Below are 15332 nucleotides of genomic sequence, written 5' to 3'. Positions count from 1 at the left end.
GGTGCGGCGTCCTGCCCGCGCATCCACCGAATCGCAAGGAAGCGAGCATGTCAGACACGACCACTGCGCAAGACCCGATCATCCAACTGGTCGGTGTGAAGAAGTCCTTCGGTCCCGTCAGCGTCCTCAAGGGCGTCGACCTGAAGGTTTACCCCGGCAAGGTCACCGCCCTCGTGGGCGACAACGGCGCCGGAAAGTCCACGCTCATCAAGGGCCTCGCCGGCGTGCAGCCGTATGACGAGGGCGAGGTGCTCATCGACGGTGTGCACCGTGACCTGAACGCGCCGCGCGACGCGGCCGCGCTCGGCATCGAGGTCGTCTACCAGGACCTCGCGCTGTGCGACAACCTCGACATCGTCCAGAACATGTTCCTCGGCCGTGAGGAACTCACGCTGGGCACCTTCGACGAGGGTCGGATGGAGAAGGACGCCTCCGACACTCTGCGCTCGCTCTCGGTGCGCACCGTGAAGTCGGTGCGTCAGAAGGTCTCGTCCCTCTCCGGCGGCCAGCGTCAGACCGTGGCGATCGCGCGCGCCGTGCTCAAGAAGGCACGCGTCGTGATCCTCGACGAGCCGACAGCCGCCCTCGGCGTCGCCCAGACCGAGCAGGTCCTGAACCTGGTCAAGCGGCTCTCCGAGCAGGGCGTGGCGGTCGTCCTCATCAGTCACAACCTCGCAGACGTCTTCGAGGTGGCCGACGACATCGCCGTCCTGTATCTCGGCCAGATGGTGGCGCAGATCGACGTCGCCGACACCACGCGCGACGACGTCGTGGGCTACATCACCGGCACCAAGACCATGGGAGTCGAACTGATCGGCACCACCACGATCACTACGGGAGGCGCAGAGTGAGCGGCACAACGACTGAGGCGTCACCGAGCCCCGTTGCCAGCGACATGATCGGCAGCGGTGTCGAGGGCGGCCTGAGCGACCAGATCGCAGCCTGGTGGTCACGGGTCCGCGGCGGCGACATGGGCGTGCTCCCCGCAGTCGGCGGGCTGATCGTGCTCGGTGGCCTGTTCACGCTGCTCAGCCCGTTCTTCCTGACCGAGCGCAACTTCGCGAACCTGCTCAACCAGGCTGCCCCGCTCGTCGTGCTGGGCATGGCGCTGGTCTTCGTGCTCCTCCTCGGCGAGATCGATCTGTCCGCGGGCGTCACCGGCGGCGTGGGCATGGCTCTGTTCGTGGTGCTCGCCTCGCAGTTCAACATCCCCTGGCCGATCGCGCTGCTGGTGGGATTCGGGTTCGGGTTCCTCACCGGAGCGCTCATCGGCTTCTTCGTCGCAAGGATCGGCATCCCGTCGTTCGTGGTCACGCTGGGCCTCTTCCTCGGCTACCAGGGGCTCGCACTCGTCGTCATCGGCCCGGGTGGCCTCTTCCGCGTCGAGGTTCCCGAGCTGATCGCGCTGCAGAACGGCAACCTGCCCGTCTGGGCCGGATGGGTCATGCTCGTCGTCATCCTCGCGGTGTCTGCCGGTACCTCCTTCTGGGACCGAGCCCGCCGCACCCGGGCAGGAGTGCCGAACCGCGCGATCTCACTCGTGTTCATCAAGCTCGCGGTCATCGCGGTACTGGGCGGGGCGTTCGTGTTCGTGCTGAATCAGAACCGCGGACAGTCGGTCAACGAGGTGTCAGGCGTGCCGATCATCGTCCCGGTCGTGCTCGTGATCCTTTGGCTCGGCACGTTCGTGCTGGACCGCACGAAGTTCGGCCGGTACATCTACGCGATCGGCGGCAACGCCGAGGCCGCTCGACGCTCCGGCGTCAAGGTGCGCTGGATCAAGTGGTGGGCCTTCGTGATCTGCTCCTCGCTCGCGGTGGCGGCGATGCTGTTCAGCGTCGCGCGTGTCGGATCCGTGGATGCCACGGTCGGCCGAGACATCGTGCTCTCCGGTGTTGCCGCGGCCGTCGTCGGCGGCGTCAGCCTCTTCGGTGGACGCGGTCGCCTGATGCACGCCGCGATCGGCGCGCTGGTGATCGCGGTCATCACGAACGGCCTCGGTCTGCTCAACCTCCCGGCCGGCATCAACCTGCTGGTCACCGGCGGCGTGCTGATCCTCGCCGCGACGGTGGACGCGCTCTCGAGGCTCCGCTCCGGCGGGACATCCAGAACGTAGCGACGCAAACTCGAACGCGGCGCCGGGACCTTCAGGCCTCGGCGCCGCGTCCGTGCGGGGCGACGTGCGGGGAGCGCGCAGGCACGTGCACCAGACTGTCCAGGTGCCCTCGACCTATTCCCCCGATGCCCTCCGCCGCCGGCCCGACCTCGAAGCGCCCGAACTGCTCGCCTCCGACGCCGCCGACCGGCTGATCCTGGACGAGTCGGCCGAGGCCCGCGCGCAGGCCGCTGCAGGCACGATCGTCGTGATCGGAGACGAGTACGGCGCGCTGACGCTCGGAGCAGCGGATGCCGGGGCCACCGGTATCCGGACGCACCAGGACTCGCTCGCGGGCGAGCGTGCCCTCGAAGCCAACGCAGCCGAGGCCGGGTTGACGGGGTTCCGGTCCCTCCCGCTGGACGAGCCGCTCCTGGCCGGGGCAACGGTGGTGCTGCTGCGTCTGCCGCGCGCACTGGACGCGCTCGAAGACATCGCGGGGGCGATCGCCGCCCACGCCGACCCGGCGGTGGTCGTGTTCGCCGGCGGCCGGCTCAAGCACATGACGCTCGGCATGAACGACGTGCTGCGGCGCCACTTCGGCACCCTCGACATCTCGCACGCCCGCCAGAAGTCCCGCGTACTGATCGCCCGCGCACCGCTCGGGGGTGCCGCCCCCCTCGTCCGGGCCGCGGACCAGCCGGCACCAGGGCTGGATGCGCCGATCGCGGTCCGCGCCTTCGGCGGCGCCTTCGCGGGCACCGGCATCGACATCGGCACGCGGTTCCTGCTCGAGCAGCTCGCCGCGCACGGTCCGGCCGAGCTCGACGGCGCGGCGGGCGATGTCATCGACCTCGCCTGCGGCACGGGCGTCGTGGCGGTGTGGCTGGCGCTGCAGCATCCCTCCCTTCCCATCCTGGCGACCGATCGGTCGGCGGTGGCGGTCGCCTCGGCCCGCGAGACCGCTGCGGCCAACGGCCTGGCGGACCGGATCACGATCGTGCGCGACCTCGCCCTGGGCGGGCGTGCCGATGACAGCGCGCAGCTGATCGCGCTCAACCCGCCGTTCCACTCCGGCGCGGCGGTGCCGATCGCCGGTGTCGCGGATCCGCTGTTCGCCGATGCCGGCCGCGTGCTTCGCTCCGGCGGTGAGCTGTGGACGGTCTGGAACTCGGCGCTGCAGTATCGGCCGCGACTCGAGCGACTGGTCGGCCCCACGCGCCAGATCGCCCGCAGCGCGAAGTTCACCGTCACCGTTTCGACGAAGCGCTGAGCATCTCGTCCACCCACGCCGGCACGAGGACGGTCGCGGGGCCGGTGCGTGCGTCGTCGAACGGGACTGCGGCATCGCTCGGCTCGAGATTGAGCTCGACGGTGCGCGCGCCGAACGCGGCGGCGAGGGCCACGTACCCCGCTGCGGGGTAGACCGCCCCGGACGTGCCGATCGAGACGAAGACGTCACAGGCCAGGACCGCCTGCTCGATGCGATCGAGACCGTACGGCATCTCGCCGAACCACACGACATCGGGTCGCAGCGTGCGATGCCCGCACACCGGGCACGGTGGACGACCGGCGAGCTCGGCGTCGCACCTCCTCCGAACGCCGCATGTGGTGCACAGCGCGCTGTGCAACTCGCCGTGCATGTGCACGAGCCGCTCGCTGCCCGCGCGCTCGTGCAGGTCGTCGACGTTCTGGGTGACCACCAGAAGGCGATCCCCCACGGCGCCCTCCAGACGGGCGAGCGCGAGATGCGCGGCGTTCGGACGAGCGGATGCCACGGCCCGTCGTCTCGCATCGTAGAAGCCGATCACCAGGTCGGGGTCGCGGTCGAACCCCTCGGGCGTCGCCACATCCTCCACACGGTTCCCCTCCCACAGTCCGCCGGAGTCGCGGAAGGTGGCCACCCCGCTCTCCGCCGAGATGCCCGCGCCGGTGAGCACGACGATGCGCGGCGCGCTCACCTCAGCAGACCGCGAAGCGTCTGGATCGTGTCGGCCTCCTCGGGCCGCTTGTCGGGCCGGTACGCCTTCACCCTGGCGAAGCGCAGGGCGACGCCACCGGGGTACCTCGTCGAGCGCTGGACGCCGTCGATGGCGATTTCCACGACCGTCACCGGCTGCAGGTGCACCGCATACGCGCTTCGCGAGACCTCGATCGTCGGAAAATGCTCGGTCTGCCAGCGCAGCAGCTGATCGGTGAGCCCCTTGAACGTCTTGCCGACCATGACGTAGCCGCCGGGCTCGCCGAACTCACCATCGGGATCGAGGGCGCCCAGGTGCAGGTTCGACAGCAGGCCGCTCCGTCGACCGGACCCCCACTCCGCGGCCAGCACCACGAGATCGTAGGTGAGCACGGGTTTGACCTTCACCCACGTCTTGCCGCGGCGGCCCGCGGCGTAGACGGAGTCGAGCGCCTTGACGACCACACCCTCGTGACCGGCTTCGAGCGCCTCTTTCGACAGGCGTTCGGCCGCGTCCGGGTCGGAGGTGACGATGCCCGGGACGCGCCAGTCCGCCGCGATCCGCTCGAGTTCGCCCAGACGGACCTCGAGAGGCTCATCGATCAGGTCGCGGCCGTCCAGGTGCAGCAGGTCGAAGAACCAGGGTCGCAGGACCGTCGCGGTGACCGACTCCGAGCCGAATCGCGCCATGGTGTCCTGGAAGGGGCGCGGGCCGCCGTCTTCGTCCAGCGAGAGCGTCTCACCGTCGAGGATGACGTCGCGGACCGGCAGTGAGCGCGTCGCCGCGACGATCTCGGGCACCCGCGAGGTGATGTCCGCGAGATTGCGGGTGTACACGCGCACATCGTCGCCGAGCCGGTGCACCTGGATCCGCGCGCCGTCGAGCTTGTATTCGACCGACGCGGCACCGGCGCCGGCCAGCGCGAGCGCCTCCGCCGCCGACCCCGCGGTGCTGGCGAGCATCGGCAGCACCGGACGGCCGACCACGAGTCCGACCTCCTCGAGCGCGCCGGGCTCGCCGTGGAGCGCGATCTGCGCTGTCTCGCCGAGGTCGCCCGAGAGCATCGCTGCCCGGCGGACGACCGGCCCGCTCGCCCCGGACGCCTTCGCGACGGCGTCGAGGAGCACGCCCTCGAGTGCGCCGGTGCGCAACTCGCCGAGGATCACCCGCGAGAGGAAGTCCCATTCCTCGGCGGTGGCCCTCGCCGCGAGGCCCGCCAGCTCTGAGGTCCGAGCACCCGTCGAGCCGGCGCCCGAGGCCTCCGCCAGCAGCTGCAGGCTCGCGTCGACATCGAGGATCGTGAGGGTCGAGGCATCCGCGTGAGACCCCTCGAACGCGCGCACTCCTCGCCAGCCGACGCCGATCCTGCCCTGCCGGGGCCGCGCGATCAGGAAGCCCATCGCCGGCGAGACCTCGTCGGGCTCGAGGCGACCCAGAAGCTCGGCGAGCGAGTCGACCTTCGCCAGCCGAGACGAGGTCGCCGCGACCGCATCAGTGGTGACGACGAGATCGTGGATCAGCATGCCCGCAGTCTGCCACCCGCCGCCGACAGAGGGCGGGCTCTTGACGGTCAGGGCTTCGGGGTGCGGGTGCTCCACAGCGCGCCGACCACGAGGACGGGCTGGAAGAACAGGCGGATCAGTCGCGACCGACCGTCGTCGAGCCCGAAGCCCTTCTTGCCCTTCGTGTACTGCTCGATGTTGCCCGGGAAGATCGCGACGTAGAAGGCGGCGAGGATCGCCCCGACTCGGCTGAGCTCGCGCGGCAGGGCGACCAGCGCGGCACCGAGCATGATCTCGACGACGCCCGAGGCGACCACGACACCGTCCTTGTCCATCACTCTGCCCGTCCAGTCGGGCACCTGCGCTTGGAATTCCTTCCGCGCCCAGAACAGGTGCGAGAGCCCGGCGAAGACCATCGCACCGCCGAGTAGCCATCGGGCGATCGTGCGGGCGGGCGTGGAGGAGGGGATTGCCGATGCCGTCATCCGGCCAGTCTGCCTGCTCGACGTGGCGCCCGGGGACGCCGCGTCGTACGATCCGGTGAGCACGCTCGTCGAGGAGGAGGCACCCATGGCGCACCACACCCTGAATCTCCCGGACGTCGATCTGGTCTACGACGTCCACGGACCGCTGCCGACCGCGGACGGGCGACCGCCGCTGATGATGATCGGCCAGCCGATGGACGCGAGCGGATTCCACGCCCAGGTCGCGCTGTTCCCGGATCGCACCGTTGTGACGTACGACCCGCGCGGCCTGGGGAGAAGCGCGCGCAAGGACGGCGGCGTGACGAACGAGCCGGGAATCCAGGCCGAGGACGTCCATGCGATCATCGAGGCGCTCGGCGCCGGTCCGGTGGAGATGCTGGCCAGCAGCGGCGGCGCGGTGACCGCCCTCGCCCTGGTCACCGCGCACCCGGACGACGTGGCGACCCTGGTCGCTCACGAGCCCCCGATCGACGGGGTGCTGCCGGATGCGGATGCCGTGCAGCAGGCGCGGAATGCCTACACCCAGGTCTACCGCGACAAGGGCTGGGGAGCCGGCATGGCCGCCTTCATCGCCATGACCGCGTGGGAGGGCGAGGTCACGGACGAGTACTTCGCCCAACCGGCGCCGGACCCAGCCGCGTTCGGGATGCCGACCGAGGACGACGGCTCACGGGACGACCCGCTGCTGTCGGACAGGTCCTGGGCGGTCGTGCACTACGAACCGGACATCGAGGCGTTGAAGGCGGCGCCGACGCGCATCGTGGTCGCCGTCGGTGAGGAGTCGGTGAAGGTGTACACCGGTCGGACAGCGATCGCCCTGGCCGAGCGGCTCGGCCAGCAGGCGACCGTCTTCCCCAGCCACCACGGCGGCTTCATGGGCGGCGAATTCGGCTACGCCGGCCAGCCGGAGGCGTTCGCTGCGAAGCTGCGCGAGGTGCTGGCCCGGCCGTAGGCGGCGGCGGGCGCTTGTCGCCCCGCGCCGAAGGCGGCCCCGCGACGCTCGTGAGACCCTGGCTGGATGCCTGCCCCCGACCCGCTGCTGCACGAGATCCACACCCGCACGTTGGCCGCCGCGGTGCCGGGCGTCCGCCTGGTGGGCATCGACGGGCCGGCGGGTTCGGGGAAGTCCACGCTGGCGCGGCAGCTGTCGGATCGGTACGGCTGGCCGGTCATCGAGATCGATGACTTCTTCTCATGGGTGAGCTTCACCACATGGTGGCCCCGCTTCGAGACCGACGTCATCACGCCGCTGCTGGAGGGACGGAGCATCCGCTATCGAGTACGCGATTGGATCGAGGACGAGTTCGGCGAGGGACTGGCGGGGTGGAAAGAGCTCCGCTGGGCTCCGGTCGTCATCATCGAGGGTGTGGGAGCGACGCGTGCGGCCATCACCGGCACGCTGGCATGCCGCGTATGGGTGCACGCCGCGGCATCCGATCGACTCGAACGCGGCGTCGCGCGAGATGGCGAATCGCACCGCGAGCTGTGGGAGCGATACCTGCAGCGCGAGGACGAGTTCTTCGCCGCGGACGGCACCAGAGCGCGCGCGGACATCCGAGTCGACCGGAGCTCGCACCCCGACGGACCACGCCGCTAGCGTCGGAGACACACGCGAACACGGAGGGGACATGCGCACACAGAACCGCGGACACGCCGAGGGACAGGCACGGCGATGATCCTCTCCACCGGCGCGACGTTCGAGGCGCTCGAGCCGTGGCGGGCGGACGAGTTCGCCGCGCACCTCGATCGTGCCCGCGAGCACATCCGTCCGTGGGTCGGACCCTCATTCGTCAGCACGGACCTCGCCGGCGCCCGCGCGACACTGACGCGTTACGCCGAAGCAACCGCCCGCGACGGTGGGCGGATCTACGGGATCTGGGCCGAGGGCGTGCTGATCGGTGGCGTCATGTTCGTCGAGTTCAGCGCTGCGAGCGGTGTATGCGAGATCGGATGCTGGTCGGAACCGGCCGGCGAGGGGCATGGGCACATCGGCGCCGCCGTGCGCGAGTTGCTGCGGTACGCGTTCGAGGTGCGAGGACTGCACCGCGTCGAGTGGCGGTGCCGCAGCGACAACGAGCGGAGCATCGCGCTGGCGGTTCGCCTGGGGATGACCTACGAGGGGACCCTCCGCGAGGCCTGGCCGATCGCCGGAGTGTTCTACGACAAGGCCGTGTACTCGCTTCTGTCGGGTGAGTACGCGTGACGGACGGAACGGATCCCATGCGCAGGCTCGTCTACTACGTCGCCACCACGCTCGACGGGTTCATCGCGAGCCCGGACCGCACCGACCCGAGCGGAGCGGACTTCTTCGCGATGACGCCGGATCTCCTCGAGCACATCGTCCAGCATTTCCCCGAGACGCTGCCGGCTGCTGCTCGGCAGGCGCTCGGGGTCGACGGCGCAGCGGTCGTCTTCGACACCGTCGTGGAAGGTCGCCGGTCGTATCAGGTCGGCCTGGACGCCGGGGTCGCAGACGCGTACCCGCACCTCCGCCACGTCGTGTTCTCGAGGTCGATGAAGACGAGTCCCGACTCAGCCGTGGAGCTCGTGGATTCGGATCCGGTCGAGTTCGTCGCTCGGCTGAAGGAGGAGCCCGGCATGGACATCTGGCTGGTCGGCGGCGGTGCACTCGCGGCCGCGCTGCTGCCGCAGATCGACCGGCTGGTGCTCAAACTGAACCCCTCCGTCATCGGCTCGGGTGTTCCGCTGTTCGACGGACCGTTCGCGCCGAATCTGTTCCGTCCGGTCGAGGAGGTGTCGCTCGCCGGCGGCGTGCGAGTGGTGACCTACGACCGCCGGTGACCGGCTCGGCACCGGCGCAACGGGCGGCGTCGGGTGAGAGCGTCCTGCCGGAGCGGAATAAGGACAGGTCCCGGCAGCGTTGGCGTGTCAGAATCCTCCACATCGATTGGATGCCTCATGACGAACGTCTCTGAGCTGCTTGCCGCCAACCTCCACGACGTGTTCGGCAATCGCGATGCCGCGGCGAGGCGAGCGGCGATCGAGCGTGTGTATTCCGATGACGTCGTCTTCGCCGACCCGGAGGAGACCGTGCACGGGTGGGATGCCGTTGAGACGAAGGCCGCCGCGCTCCTGGCCGACGCGCCGGAGACCTTCGTGTTCGTCGAAGACGGTGACCGCTATGCCGGGACTGACATCGGTGCGCTCGCCTGGGCGTTCGGCCCATCCGGCGCCCCGGTGGCACGCGGCATCGACGTGATCACCGTCTCCCGCGATCGGATCACAAGCGTCCGGACCTTCTTCGTCGACGCACAGAAATAGTTCGACTGGCCGCCGTCGGCCCGACACCGTTGCCGGATTCCGGCAAGACTGGCGGGGTGAGCCTGCCGTCCCCCGCGAACCTGGCGCGGCTGTACTTCACCGCCCAGGCCGTCGCGGGAGCGGCATGGTGGGTGTGCGTCCTCACGATGCCCCTGGTGCGGACGGCGACGCTCGGCTCGTTGCATCCCGGACTCGTCGCCCTGCTCGACATACCGCTGTTCGTGGTCGCGTCCGCGCTGGCAGCGGTACTTCCCGGACGAGCAGTCCGCATTCCGAGCGCGATCGCCACGGTCTGGACCGTGCTCGTCACCGGCCTGCTCGCGATCTACGCGACCGTCACCGGCGAAGCGGGGTGGGGCGTGGTGCTGATGGCGGGAGCGTCCGCGGGTTCGGTGATGGCACTCAGTCTCAGCACGCTCGGACGCATTCCGACCGAGTGGATCATCGCGGGTCCGTTCGCCTTCCGGGTGGCGCGGTCGCACCGCTCGCCGGCTGCACACCTCGCGGTCACGCTCGTGCAGATCACCGTGTTCTGGGGAATCTTCCTCGGCGTCATCCCGGTCATCCTGGCCATGCTCGAGCAGCGGTGGGGCCTGGCGGTGACACTGCCGATTGCGGTCCCCGTGACGGGCGCCGTGCTGTTCGTGCTGGCCAGCATCCCGGGGCTGTGGTCGGCCGTCACCTTCAACCTGAGGGGTGACGGCACTCCCCTGCCCTCCGCGATGCCAAGCCGGCTGGTCATCGCCGGCCCCTACCGCTTCATCCGCAATCCGATGGCGGTATCCGGGATCCTCCAGGGCGTGGCTGTGGGGCTGATGCTGTCTTCCTGGCTCGTCGTCGTCTACGCCATCATCGGCTCGCTCGTCTGGAACTACGCCGTCCGGCCCTGGGAGGAAGCGGACCTCCTCGCGCGGTTCGGCGACGACTACCGTCGCTACCGCGATCGCGTGCGCTGCTGGGTGCCGCGGCTAGACGCCGGCCGGGGTCCACTCTGAGACACGGTTCAGCTCCTGAACCTCGTCAGCACTCAGCTCGACCCGTGCGCCGTCCAGGAGATCCGCGACCTGCGAGACGCGGGACGCGCTGGCGATCGGCGCTGCCACCGTCGGCTGCGCCCGCAGCCATGCCAGGGCGGTCGCGGCGATCGACACGTCGTGCGCACGCCCGATCCCCTCGAGCGCATCGAGGATCTCCAGACCCTGGACCGTGGCGTACTTCGCGGCGCCGCCGGCTCGCGGGGATGCCTGGCCTCCGGCATCCGTCGTCCGGTACTTGCCGGTGAGGAAACCGCTGGCCAGCGCATAGTAAGGAACGAGGCTGAGCCCGAACTCCTCGGCGACCGGAACGATGCGCTCCTCGATCTCGTTGCGGTGGACCAGGTTGTAGTGCGGCTGAATGGCGACCGGAAGCGCGATGCCGCCGGCCTGCGCGATGCCGACCCACTCACGGATACGGTCTGCGCTGTAGTTGGAGACGGCGGTGTACCGCACGAGCCCGTCGGTGACGAGCTCGCCGAAGGCGCCGACCGTCTCCTCGAGCGGCACGCTGGAATCGTCGAAATGCGCGTAGTAGAGATCGAGCGCCTCGACGCCGAGACGCTGGATGGATGCCTCGGCCGCCGCGCGGACGTTGCTCGCCGACAGCCCCTTGAAGTCGGGGTGCTGGCTGACCTTCGTCGCGACGACGACACCCTCCGGGCGGCGCGATGCGAGCCACTCTCCGATGATCCGCTCGCTGTCGCCGCCGGTGTTGCCGGGTACCCAGGCGCTGTACGAATCGGCGGTGTCGATGAAATTGCCGCCGCCCGCGACGAACGCGTCGAGGATCGCGAATGACTCGTCGCGATCGGCCGTCCAGCCGAAGACGTTGCCGCCAAGTGAAAGGGGAAGGACGTCGAGGCTGCTGGTTCCGATTCGTGTCATGAAGGACCGGAACGAATGGGAGCGGGAGGTATTCCCGGCGGGGCGGTGTGGCGGAATGTTTCGGCTCTCACCGACGGGCCCGGCCTCGTCGCGGGCCGGCCTCGCGAAGGGCCGGCCTCCTGGCGATGTCGGAGGCCCCTGCCATGCTGTTCTTATCGGCCACCGAGTGCCCCGGGCGCCGAGGTCATCCCGCCGTTCGCGCGGGGTGTTCGAGCTTGCACGAAGGGGCACGATGTGGACGGTCACGAGCGGTACCTGACCGAGATCGCGGCGGTCGACGCGATCGCCGATCGGTGCGTGGCGATCAGATCGCGTATCGCTGCAGATGAGGCGGCGATGCTGCGGGAACTGGCAGCGGCCTGGGATCTGGCGCAGCAGCAGACCGCCCGGATCACGTCGGCGGCATCCCGGCAACGCGACATGCCGTTGCGGTCCATCGCCGCGCAGATCAGCGTCGAAACACACCTGCACGATCGGACCGTGCAGACGAAGATGTACGACGCCTGGCGCCTGGTCACTCTCTTCCCCACCACCGTGGACGCCTTGGCCGGCGGGCGGATCAGCAAGGCGCACGCCGACGTGATCCTCGATACCGGCGCCGTCCTGGATGAGGCGGAGGTGCGGGCCGCATTCGAGAGCGTCGTGCTCGACTGGGCGGAAGCGGAAACCGTGGGACGCACCCGGTCCTACGCGCGCCAGTTGGCGGAGAAACTCGACCCTCGGAGCATGCACGAACGGCATGCGGTCGCCGCCGATGACCAGAAGATCACGATCGTCGACCTGGACGACGCGATGTCGCAGGTCATCGCCCTGGTCCCCACCGTCTACGCCCACGCCATCGCCGATCGTCTCACTCGCCAAGCCCACGCGCTCAAGCGCATCGACCAGGACGCCCGCCGGGCCGCAGGAACCGAGGGCGCGAGCGGCGACGCCGACGCCGACGGATTATCGTTCGATGATCGGACGATCGATCAGACCCGCGCAGACGTGTTCATCGACCTGCTCCTCACCGGCGCGCCTGCCATCGACGCCACCTGTGACGCCCTCCCAGGCGGGCTGGGCGCGATCCGCGCGCACGTGCAGATCACCTTGCCCCTCACGACCCTCACCGGGGTGACCGACGGCGGCGCCGACATCGACGGGAAGGCCCCCATCGACCCGGCCACCGCGAGGCTCCTCGCCGGCGCCACCCCCGTCTGGGACCGAGTGATGTACGACCCGATCACCGCCGTCGTCCTCACGGTCGATCGATACCAGCCCACCCCGGCCCAGCGGCGACTCCGCCTCGCCCGCGATCGGCACTGCCGATTCCCCGGCTGCCGCATGCCGGCCCGCCGATGCCAGATCGACCACAACCACGAACATCACGACGGCGGGCCCACCAGCACCACCAACCTCGCCTGCCTCTGCATTCGGCACCACACCCTCAAAACCGACACCGATTGGACCGCTCGCCAACTCACCGGCGGACGACTCGAATGGACCACCCCCACCGGTCGAACACACACCGACCATCCGCCGCAGGTCATCTTCCGACCCACCCTCGACGCCGCACCCTTCTGAAGCGAACGCGGCGAGCTGAGCACCGGCAGTCCGAACCGCCCGCGAACGCAGCCTGCACGGTGTCGGCGACGCTCCGTACGATGTGACGATGAGCGCACGCATCCACACCACGAACTACGTGAACACGTTCATCGCCGTGGCTCAGGATTGCCCGGTCGACACGGCCGAGGTGCCGGTCGCCAAGGCCGCCGCACCGACGATCGCGTCGCTGCACCACGACCTGATCGCTGCCGCGCCCTATGCGCATACCTCTGACGACATCATCTTCGAGACGTACGCGATCCGCGCCGAACTGGACGAGGGCGAGAAGGATGCCGCGCGCGAGGCGTTCTACGCGAAGGGTCAGCCCTGCCTACGCTCATCGCCGCTAGGGAAGCGCTACGGCTGGGGAACGCATCATGACGCCGAAGGCCGCGTCGCTCTGGTCGCCGTCGGCACCCCGGAGTACGAGCGGTTGTCCCACGACCCGAATCTCACGCAGACGCGGGCGATGCGCTCACGACGCGTCTGAGGACGGCGAACGCTCGGTCCCGGGCGCGACGTGCGACAGGACACGGTCCCACACGTCGGTGAGGCTCAAGGGGTCGTCCTGAGGCACGATCTCGACGTGCGCTGAAGCGATGTGATCTCGATACCACGACGCCGCGTCGGCCCCCGCCTCACCGTCCCGGCGGCCGTTCATGATGAGGGTGTTCGCCGTGACCCCTTCGATGAGCCCTCCCAGGTCATCGCGGTCCAGCGGACCCTCGGGCAGCGGCACCGCAACGAGAGCGAGCCGATCCACCACCTCGCCGAGTTCCTTCGTCGCGCGGAGGGCGACATCACCGGCGGCGCGATACGCGAGTATCCCGGCCGTGCGAGGGTCCTCGTCGGATGCGTCGAGGCCGAGCTGCTCGCGGACGAGATCCGCCAGGGCCGTCGCGGTCTGCTCGGCGGGGGTCTGGCTCCCGAACGTGCCGGGATCATCGATCGCGGCCCCGGTCAGCGCGACCGCCAGAATCCGAATGTCCCTGGCCGCCGTCACGACCGCCGACGGGTCGACCGTCGACGTGTCACCGGCGCCTACGAGCACCACGAGGCGTTCGGCGCCGGGCGTCCCGAAGATTCGGAAGCTGAGCTGCGTGCGCTCAGCGTCCACGGGTGCTCCAGATCGCCCAGACGACCAGCAGCGGCTGCAGAAGCAACCGGATGAAACGGGCGCGGTCGGTGCGCATCATCGGCGCCGAGCGGCCGGTCTGCCACTGGTGGACGTTGCCCGGGAAGACCGCGACGAAAAACGCCGCGACCAGCCATCCGACGACCGTGCGCTCCTTCGGCAGCACGACCAGCGCGCCCGCGAGCATCACCTCGACAACGCCCGAGGCGACGACGATGGCGTCCTTATCCAACGTGGTCGCCTTCGTCGCCCAGTCGGGCACGACGATCCGATAGCCACGCCTGCCCCACGTCAGATGCGAGGCACCCGCGACAGCCAGCAGGGCGGCGAGCGAGGAACGCCCCACCGCGCGCACGATCTCAGCGGGCGTGCGTTTCGACGGCTTCGGCATCGATCACCTTTCGCAGGGCGTCTTCCAGATCGGAGTGCTCGAAAGAGTACCCCGCAGAGGTCAAGGTCTCGGGATGGACCCAGCGGCTCTTCACCACGAGCTCGGGCTCGGTCCGCAGGACCCACATCGCCGGTTCCAGCATGAAGCGCCACGACGGAAGCCCCACGCGCGCGCCGACGACGCGTCGCAGCGCCGCCATCAGCGAGCGGTTGTCGCTCGTGCGTTCGGCCGCGAGATTCACGGGACCGGAGACGTCTCCGTCCCGTACGAAGCGGATCGCACCGATGACGTCATCGATGTGGATCCAGCTGAACTTCTGCCGGCCGTGGGACCGGTGCCACGGCACACGGTCGCCGGTGGGGTGCGCTCCGATGCCTCGATAGCGACGATGCGGGAACCACCAGCCATCGTGCTGCGTGCCGCCCAGCCCGATCCGCGCGAGCTGCACCAGCACGTTCGTCGCCGGTCCGTCACCCAGCACGATCGCCATCCGCAGTGCGACCCGACGGGTATCCGGGAGATCGCCGGCGAAAAGTTCCGCCTCCCATGCGCGAGCGACGTCGACCGAGAACCCGGTGCCGAGCTCGCCGGTCGACTCCGTCTGCGGCCGGTCCAGCGCGTACCGGTAGATCGTCGCCGTGCTCGCATTCATCCAGACGCGCGGCGGCGCCGCGGCATCCTGCACCGCTTCGCGCAGCTGCCGGGTCGTCTCGACCCGCGAGCGCAGGATCTCGTTCCGGTTCGCGTCGGTGTAGCGGCAGTTCACGCTCTTGCCGGCCAGGTTGACGAGGATGTCCGCGCCGTCCACCGCTCGGCGGACCGCTGCCGCATCACCCCACCGAACGTCGGGTCCGCTTCTGCCGATCTGCACGACGCGGTAGCCGTCCTGGCTCAGCGCCTTCGTCAGCGCGGCGCCGATGAATCCGGAACCACCGGCGACGACGGCACGGGGCTTGTCGGCGTCGGGCATCCTTC

At 69.6% G+C, this 15332-nt stretch carries 18 protein-coding genes; 11 read left to right on the top strand and 7 right to left on the bottom strand.

The genetic code is table 11. The features are described 5' to 3' along the window. Positions 1 to 47 precede the first annotated feature (47 nt). From BLT19_RS09230 to BLT19_RS09220, 3 genes are all read left to right on the top strand, one after another. A complete protein-coding gene (locus tag BLT19_RS09230) occupies positions 48 to 851 on the top strand; it encodes an ATP-binding cassette domain-containing protein (protein ID WP_091489036.1) in 804 nt (267 codons plus the stop codon). Next, positions 848 to 2116, top strand: a complete 1269-nt coding sequence (locus BLT19_RS09225) for a sugar ABC transporter permease (protein ID WP_231917581.1) — start codon at positions 848 to 850, stop codon at positions 2114 to 2116. Before BLT19_RS09230 ends, BLT19_RS09225 begins: the two co-directional genes overlap by 4 nt. A gap of 103 nt (positions 2117 to 2219) precedes the next feature. Beyond that, positions 2220 to 3368, top strand: coding sequence for a class I SAM-dependent methyltransferase (locus BLT19_RS09220; RefSeq protein WP_197672947.1), 1149 nt, complete (start codon positions 2220 to 2222; stop codon positions 3366 to 3368). On the opposite strand, the gene BLT19_RS09215 is transcribed toward BLT19_RS09220, so the two are convergent. From BLT19_RS09215 to BLT19_RS09205, 3 genes are read right to left on the bottom strand one after another with little or no spacing between them, the layout of a single operon-like run. Next, positions 3346 to 4056, bottom strand: a complete 711-nt coding sequence (locus BLT19_RS09215; RefSeq protein WP_091489030.1) for an NAD-dependent deacylase — start codon at positions 4054 to 4056, stop codon at positions 3346 to 3348. The two genes, BLT19_RS09220 and BLT19_RS09215, sit on opposite strands and share 23 nt — an antisense overlap. Beyond that, the gene (locus tag BLT19_RS09210; protein WP_091493633.1) at positions 4053 to 5579 is read right to left on the bottom strand and encodes an ATP-dependent DNA ligase; all 1527 of its coding nucleotides are present in this window, start codon (positions 5577 to 5579) and stop codon (positions 4053 to 4055) included. The genes BLT19_RS09215 and BLT19_RS09210 overlap by 4 nt, the downstream gene beginning before the upstream one ends. Positions 5580 to 5626: 47 nt before the next feature. After that, positions 5627 to 6043, bottom strand: coding sequence for a DoxX family protein (locus tag BLT19_RS09205; protein ID WP_172825614.1), 417 nt, complete (start codon positions 6041 to 6043; stop codon positions 5627 to 5629). 85 nt (positions 6044 to 6128) lie between these two features. Here BLT19_RS09205 and BLT19_RS09200 point away from each other — a divergent pair, with 85 nt between their 5' ends. From BLT19_RS09200 to BLT19_RS09175, 6 genes are all read left to right on the top strand, one after another. Beyond that, positions 6129 to 6995 carry an alpha/beta fold hydrolase gene (locus BLT19_RS09200; RefSeq protein WP_091493629.1) on the top strand — a complete coding sequence of 289 codons (867 nt, stop codon included), beginning with the start codon at positions 6129 to 6131 and terminating at the stop codon, positions 6993 to 6995. Between the two features lie 66 nt (positions 6996 to 7061). Further along, entirely contained in the window at positions 7062 to 7640 is a 579-nt protein-coding gene (locus BLT19_RS09195) for a uridine kinase family protein (protein ID WP_091489023.1), read from the top strand. A gap of 75 nt (positions 7641 to 7715) precedes the next feature. Further along, positions 7716 to 8246, top strand: a complete 531-nt coding sequence (locus BLT19_RS09190) for a GNAT family N-acetyltransferase (protein WP_091489021.1) — start codon at positions 7716 to 7718, stop codon at positions 8244 to 8246. After that, positions 8243 to 8845, top strand: a complete 603-nt coding sequence (locus BLT19_RS09185) for a dihydrofolate reductase family protein (RefSeq protein WP_231917580.1) — start codon at positions 8243 to 8245, stop codon at positions 8843 to 8845. The genes BLT19_RS09190 and BLT19_RS09185 overlap by 4 nt, the downstream gene beginning before the upstream one ends. A gap of 117 nt (positions 8846 to 8962) precedes the next feature. Beyond that, a complete protein-coding gene (locus BLT19_RS09180) occupies positions 8963 to 9325 on the top strand; it encodes a nuclear transport factor 2 family protein (RefSeq protein WP_091489019.1) in 363 nt (120 codons plus the stop codon). 56 nt (positions 9326 to 9381) lie between these two features. Continuing rightward, positions 9382 to 10320, top strand: coding sequence for a methyltransferase family protein (locus tag BLT19_RS09175; protein ID WP_231917579.1), 939 nt, complete (start codon positions 9382 to 9384; stop codon positions 10318 to 10320). Here the strand turns inward: BLT19_RS09175 and BLT19_RS09170 are convergent. Further along, positions 10294 to 11247, bottom strand: a complete 954-nt coding sequence (locus BLT19_RS09170) for an aldo/keto reductase (RefSeq protein ID WP_091489018.1) — start codon at positions 11245 to 11247, stop codon at positions 10294 to 10296. The two genes, BLT19_RS09175 and BLT19_RS09170, sit on opposite strands and share 27 nt — an antisense overlap. A gap of 234 nt (positions 11248 to 11481) precedes the next feature. On the opposite strand from BLT19_RS09170, the gene BLT19_RS09165 reads away from it, so the two are divergent. Together BLT19_RS09165 and BLT19_RS09160 are read left to right on the top strand one after the other, a co-directional pair. Beyond that, on the top strand, positions 11482 to 12810 hold the full coding sequence (locus BLT19_RS09165) for an HNH endonuclease signature motif containing protein (RefSeq protein WP_157681837.1): 1329 nt from the start codon (positions 11482 to 11484) through the stop codon (positions 12808 to 12810). Between the two features lie 88 nt (positions 12811 to 12898). Next, complete coding sequence (locus BLT19_RS09160) at positions 12899 to 13321, top strand: DUF6157 family protein (RefSeq protein WP_091489016.1); 423 nt, start codon at positions 12899 to 12901, stop codon at positions 13319 to 13321. Here BLT19_RS09160 and BLT19_RS09155 read toward each other — a convergent pair. The 3 genes from BLT19_RS09155 to BLT19_RS09145 are packed head-to-tail and all read right to left on the bottom strand — an operon-like array spanning position 13307 to position 15327. Beyond that, positions 13307 to 13948: a hypothetical protein gene (locus BLT19_RS09155; protein WP_091489015.1), complete on the bottom strand. Its 642-nt coding sequence runs from the start codon at positions 13946 to 13948 to the stop codon at positions 13307 to 13309. The genes BLT19_RS09160 and BLT19_RS09155 overlap by 15 nt on opposite strands. Then, positions 13938 to 14357, bottom strand: a complete 420-nt coding sequence (locus BLT19_RS09150; RefSeq protein ID WP_091489014.1) for a DoxX family protein — start codon at positions 14355 to 14357, stop codon at positions 13938 to 13940. Before BLT19_RS09150 ends, BLT19_RS09155 begins: the two co-directional genes overlap by 11 nt. Continuing rightward, on the bottom strand, positions 14326 to 15327 hold the full coding sequence (locus BLT19_RS09145; protein WP_091489013.1) for an epimerase: 1002 nt from the start codon (positions 15325 to 15327) through the stop codon (positions 14326 to 14328). The genes BLT19_RS09150 and BLT19_RS09145 overlap by 32 nt, the downstream gene beginning before the upstream one ends. Positions 15328 to 15332 lie beyond the last annotated feature (5 nt).

The organism is Microbacterium pygmaeum (genome assembly GCF_900100885.1).
GTDB lineage: Bacteria > Actinomycetota > Actinomycetes > Actinomycetales > Microbacteriaceae > Microbacterium > Microbacterium pygmaeum.
This window is presented reverse-complemented; position numbering and strand designations above follow the sequence as displayed.

Bases quoted from the DNA above. Each gene is read 5' to 3' on its own strand.
- BLT19_RS09230 (WP_091489036.1), top strand. From the start codon at position 48: ATGTCAGACACGACCACTGCGCAAGACCCGATCATCCAACTGGTCGGT.
- BLT19_RS09160 (WP_091489016.1), top strand. From the start codon at position 12,899: ATGAGCGCACGCATCCACACCACGAACTACGTGAACACGTTCATCGCC.
- BLT19_RS09150 (WP_091489014.1), bottom strand. From the start codon at position 14,357: ATGCCGAAGCCGTCGAAACGCACGCCCGCTGAGATCGTGCGCGCGGTG.
- BLT19_RS09205 (WP_172825614.1), bottom strand. From the start codon at position 6,043: ATGACGGCATCGGCAATCCCCTCCTCCACGCCCGCCCGCACGATCGCC.
- BLT19_RS09180 (WP_091489019.1), top strand. From the start codon at position 8,963: ATGACGAACGTCTCTGAGCTGCTTGCCGCCAACCTCCACGACGTGTTC.
- BLT19_RS09190 (WP_091489021.1), top strand. From the start codon at position 7,716: ATGATCCTCTCCACCGGCGCGACGTTCGAGGCGCTCGAGCCGTGGCGG.
- BLT19_RS09210 (WP_091493633.1), bottom strand. From the start codon at position 5,579: ATGCTGATCCACGATCTCGTCGTCACCACTGATGCGGTCGCGGCGACC.
- BLT19_RS09200 (WP_091493629.1), top strand. From the start codon at position 6,129: ATGGCGCACCACACCCTGAATCTCCCGGACGTCGATCTGGTCTACGAC.
- BLT19_RS09195 (WP_091489023.1), top strand. From the start codon at position 7,062: ATGCCTGCCCCCGACCCGCTGCTGCACGAGATCCACACCCGCACGTTG.
- BLT19_RS09145 (WP_091489013.1), bottom strand. From the start codon at position 15,327: ATGCCCGACGCCGACAAGCCCCGTGCCGTCGTCGCCGGTGGTTCCGGA.
- BLT19_RS09170 (WP_091489018.1), bottom strand. From the start codon at position 11,247: ATGACACGAATCGGAACCAGCAGCCTCGACGTCCTTCCCCTTTCACTT.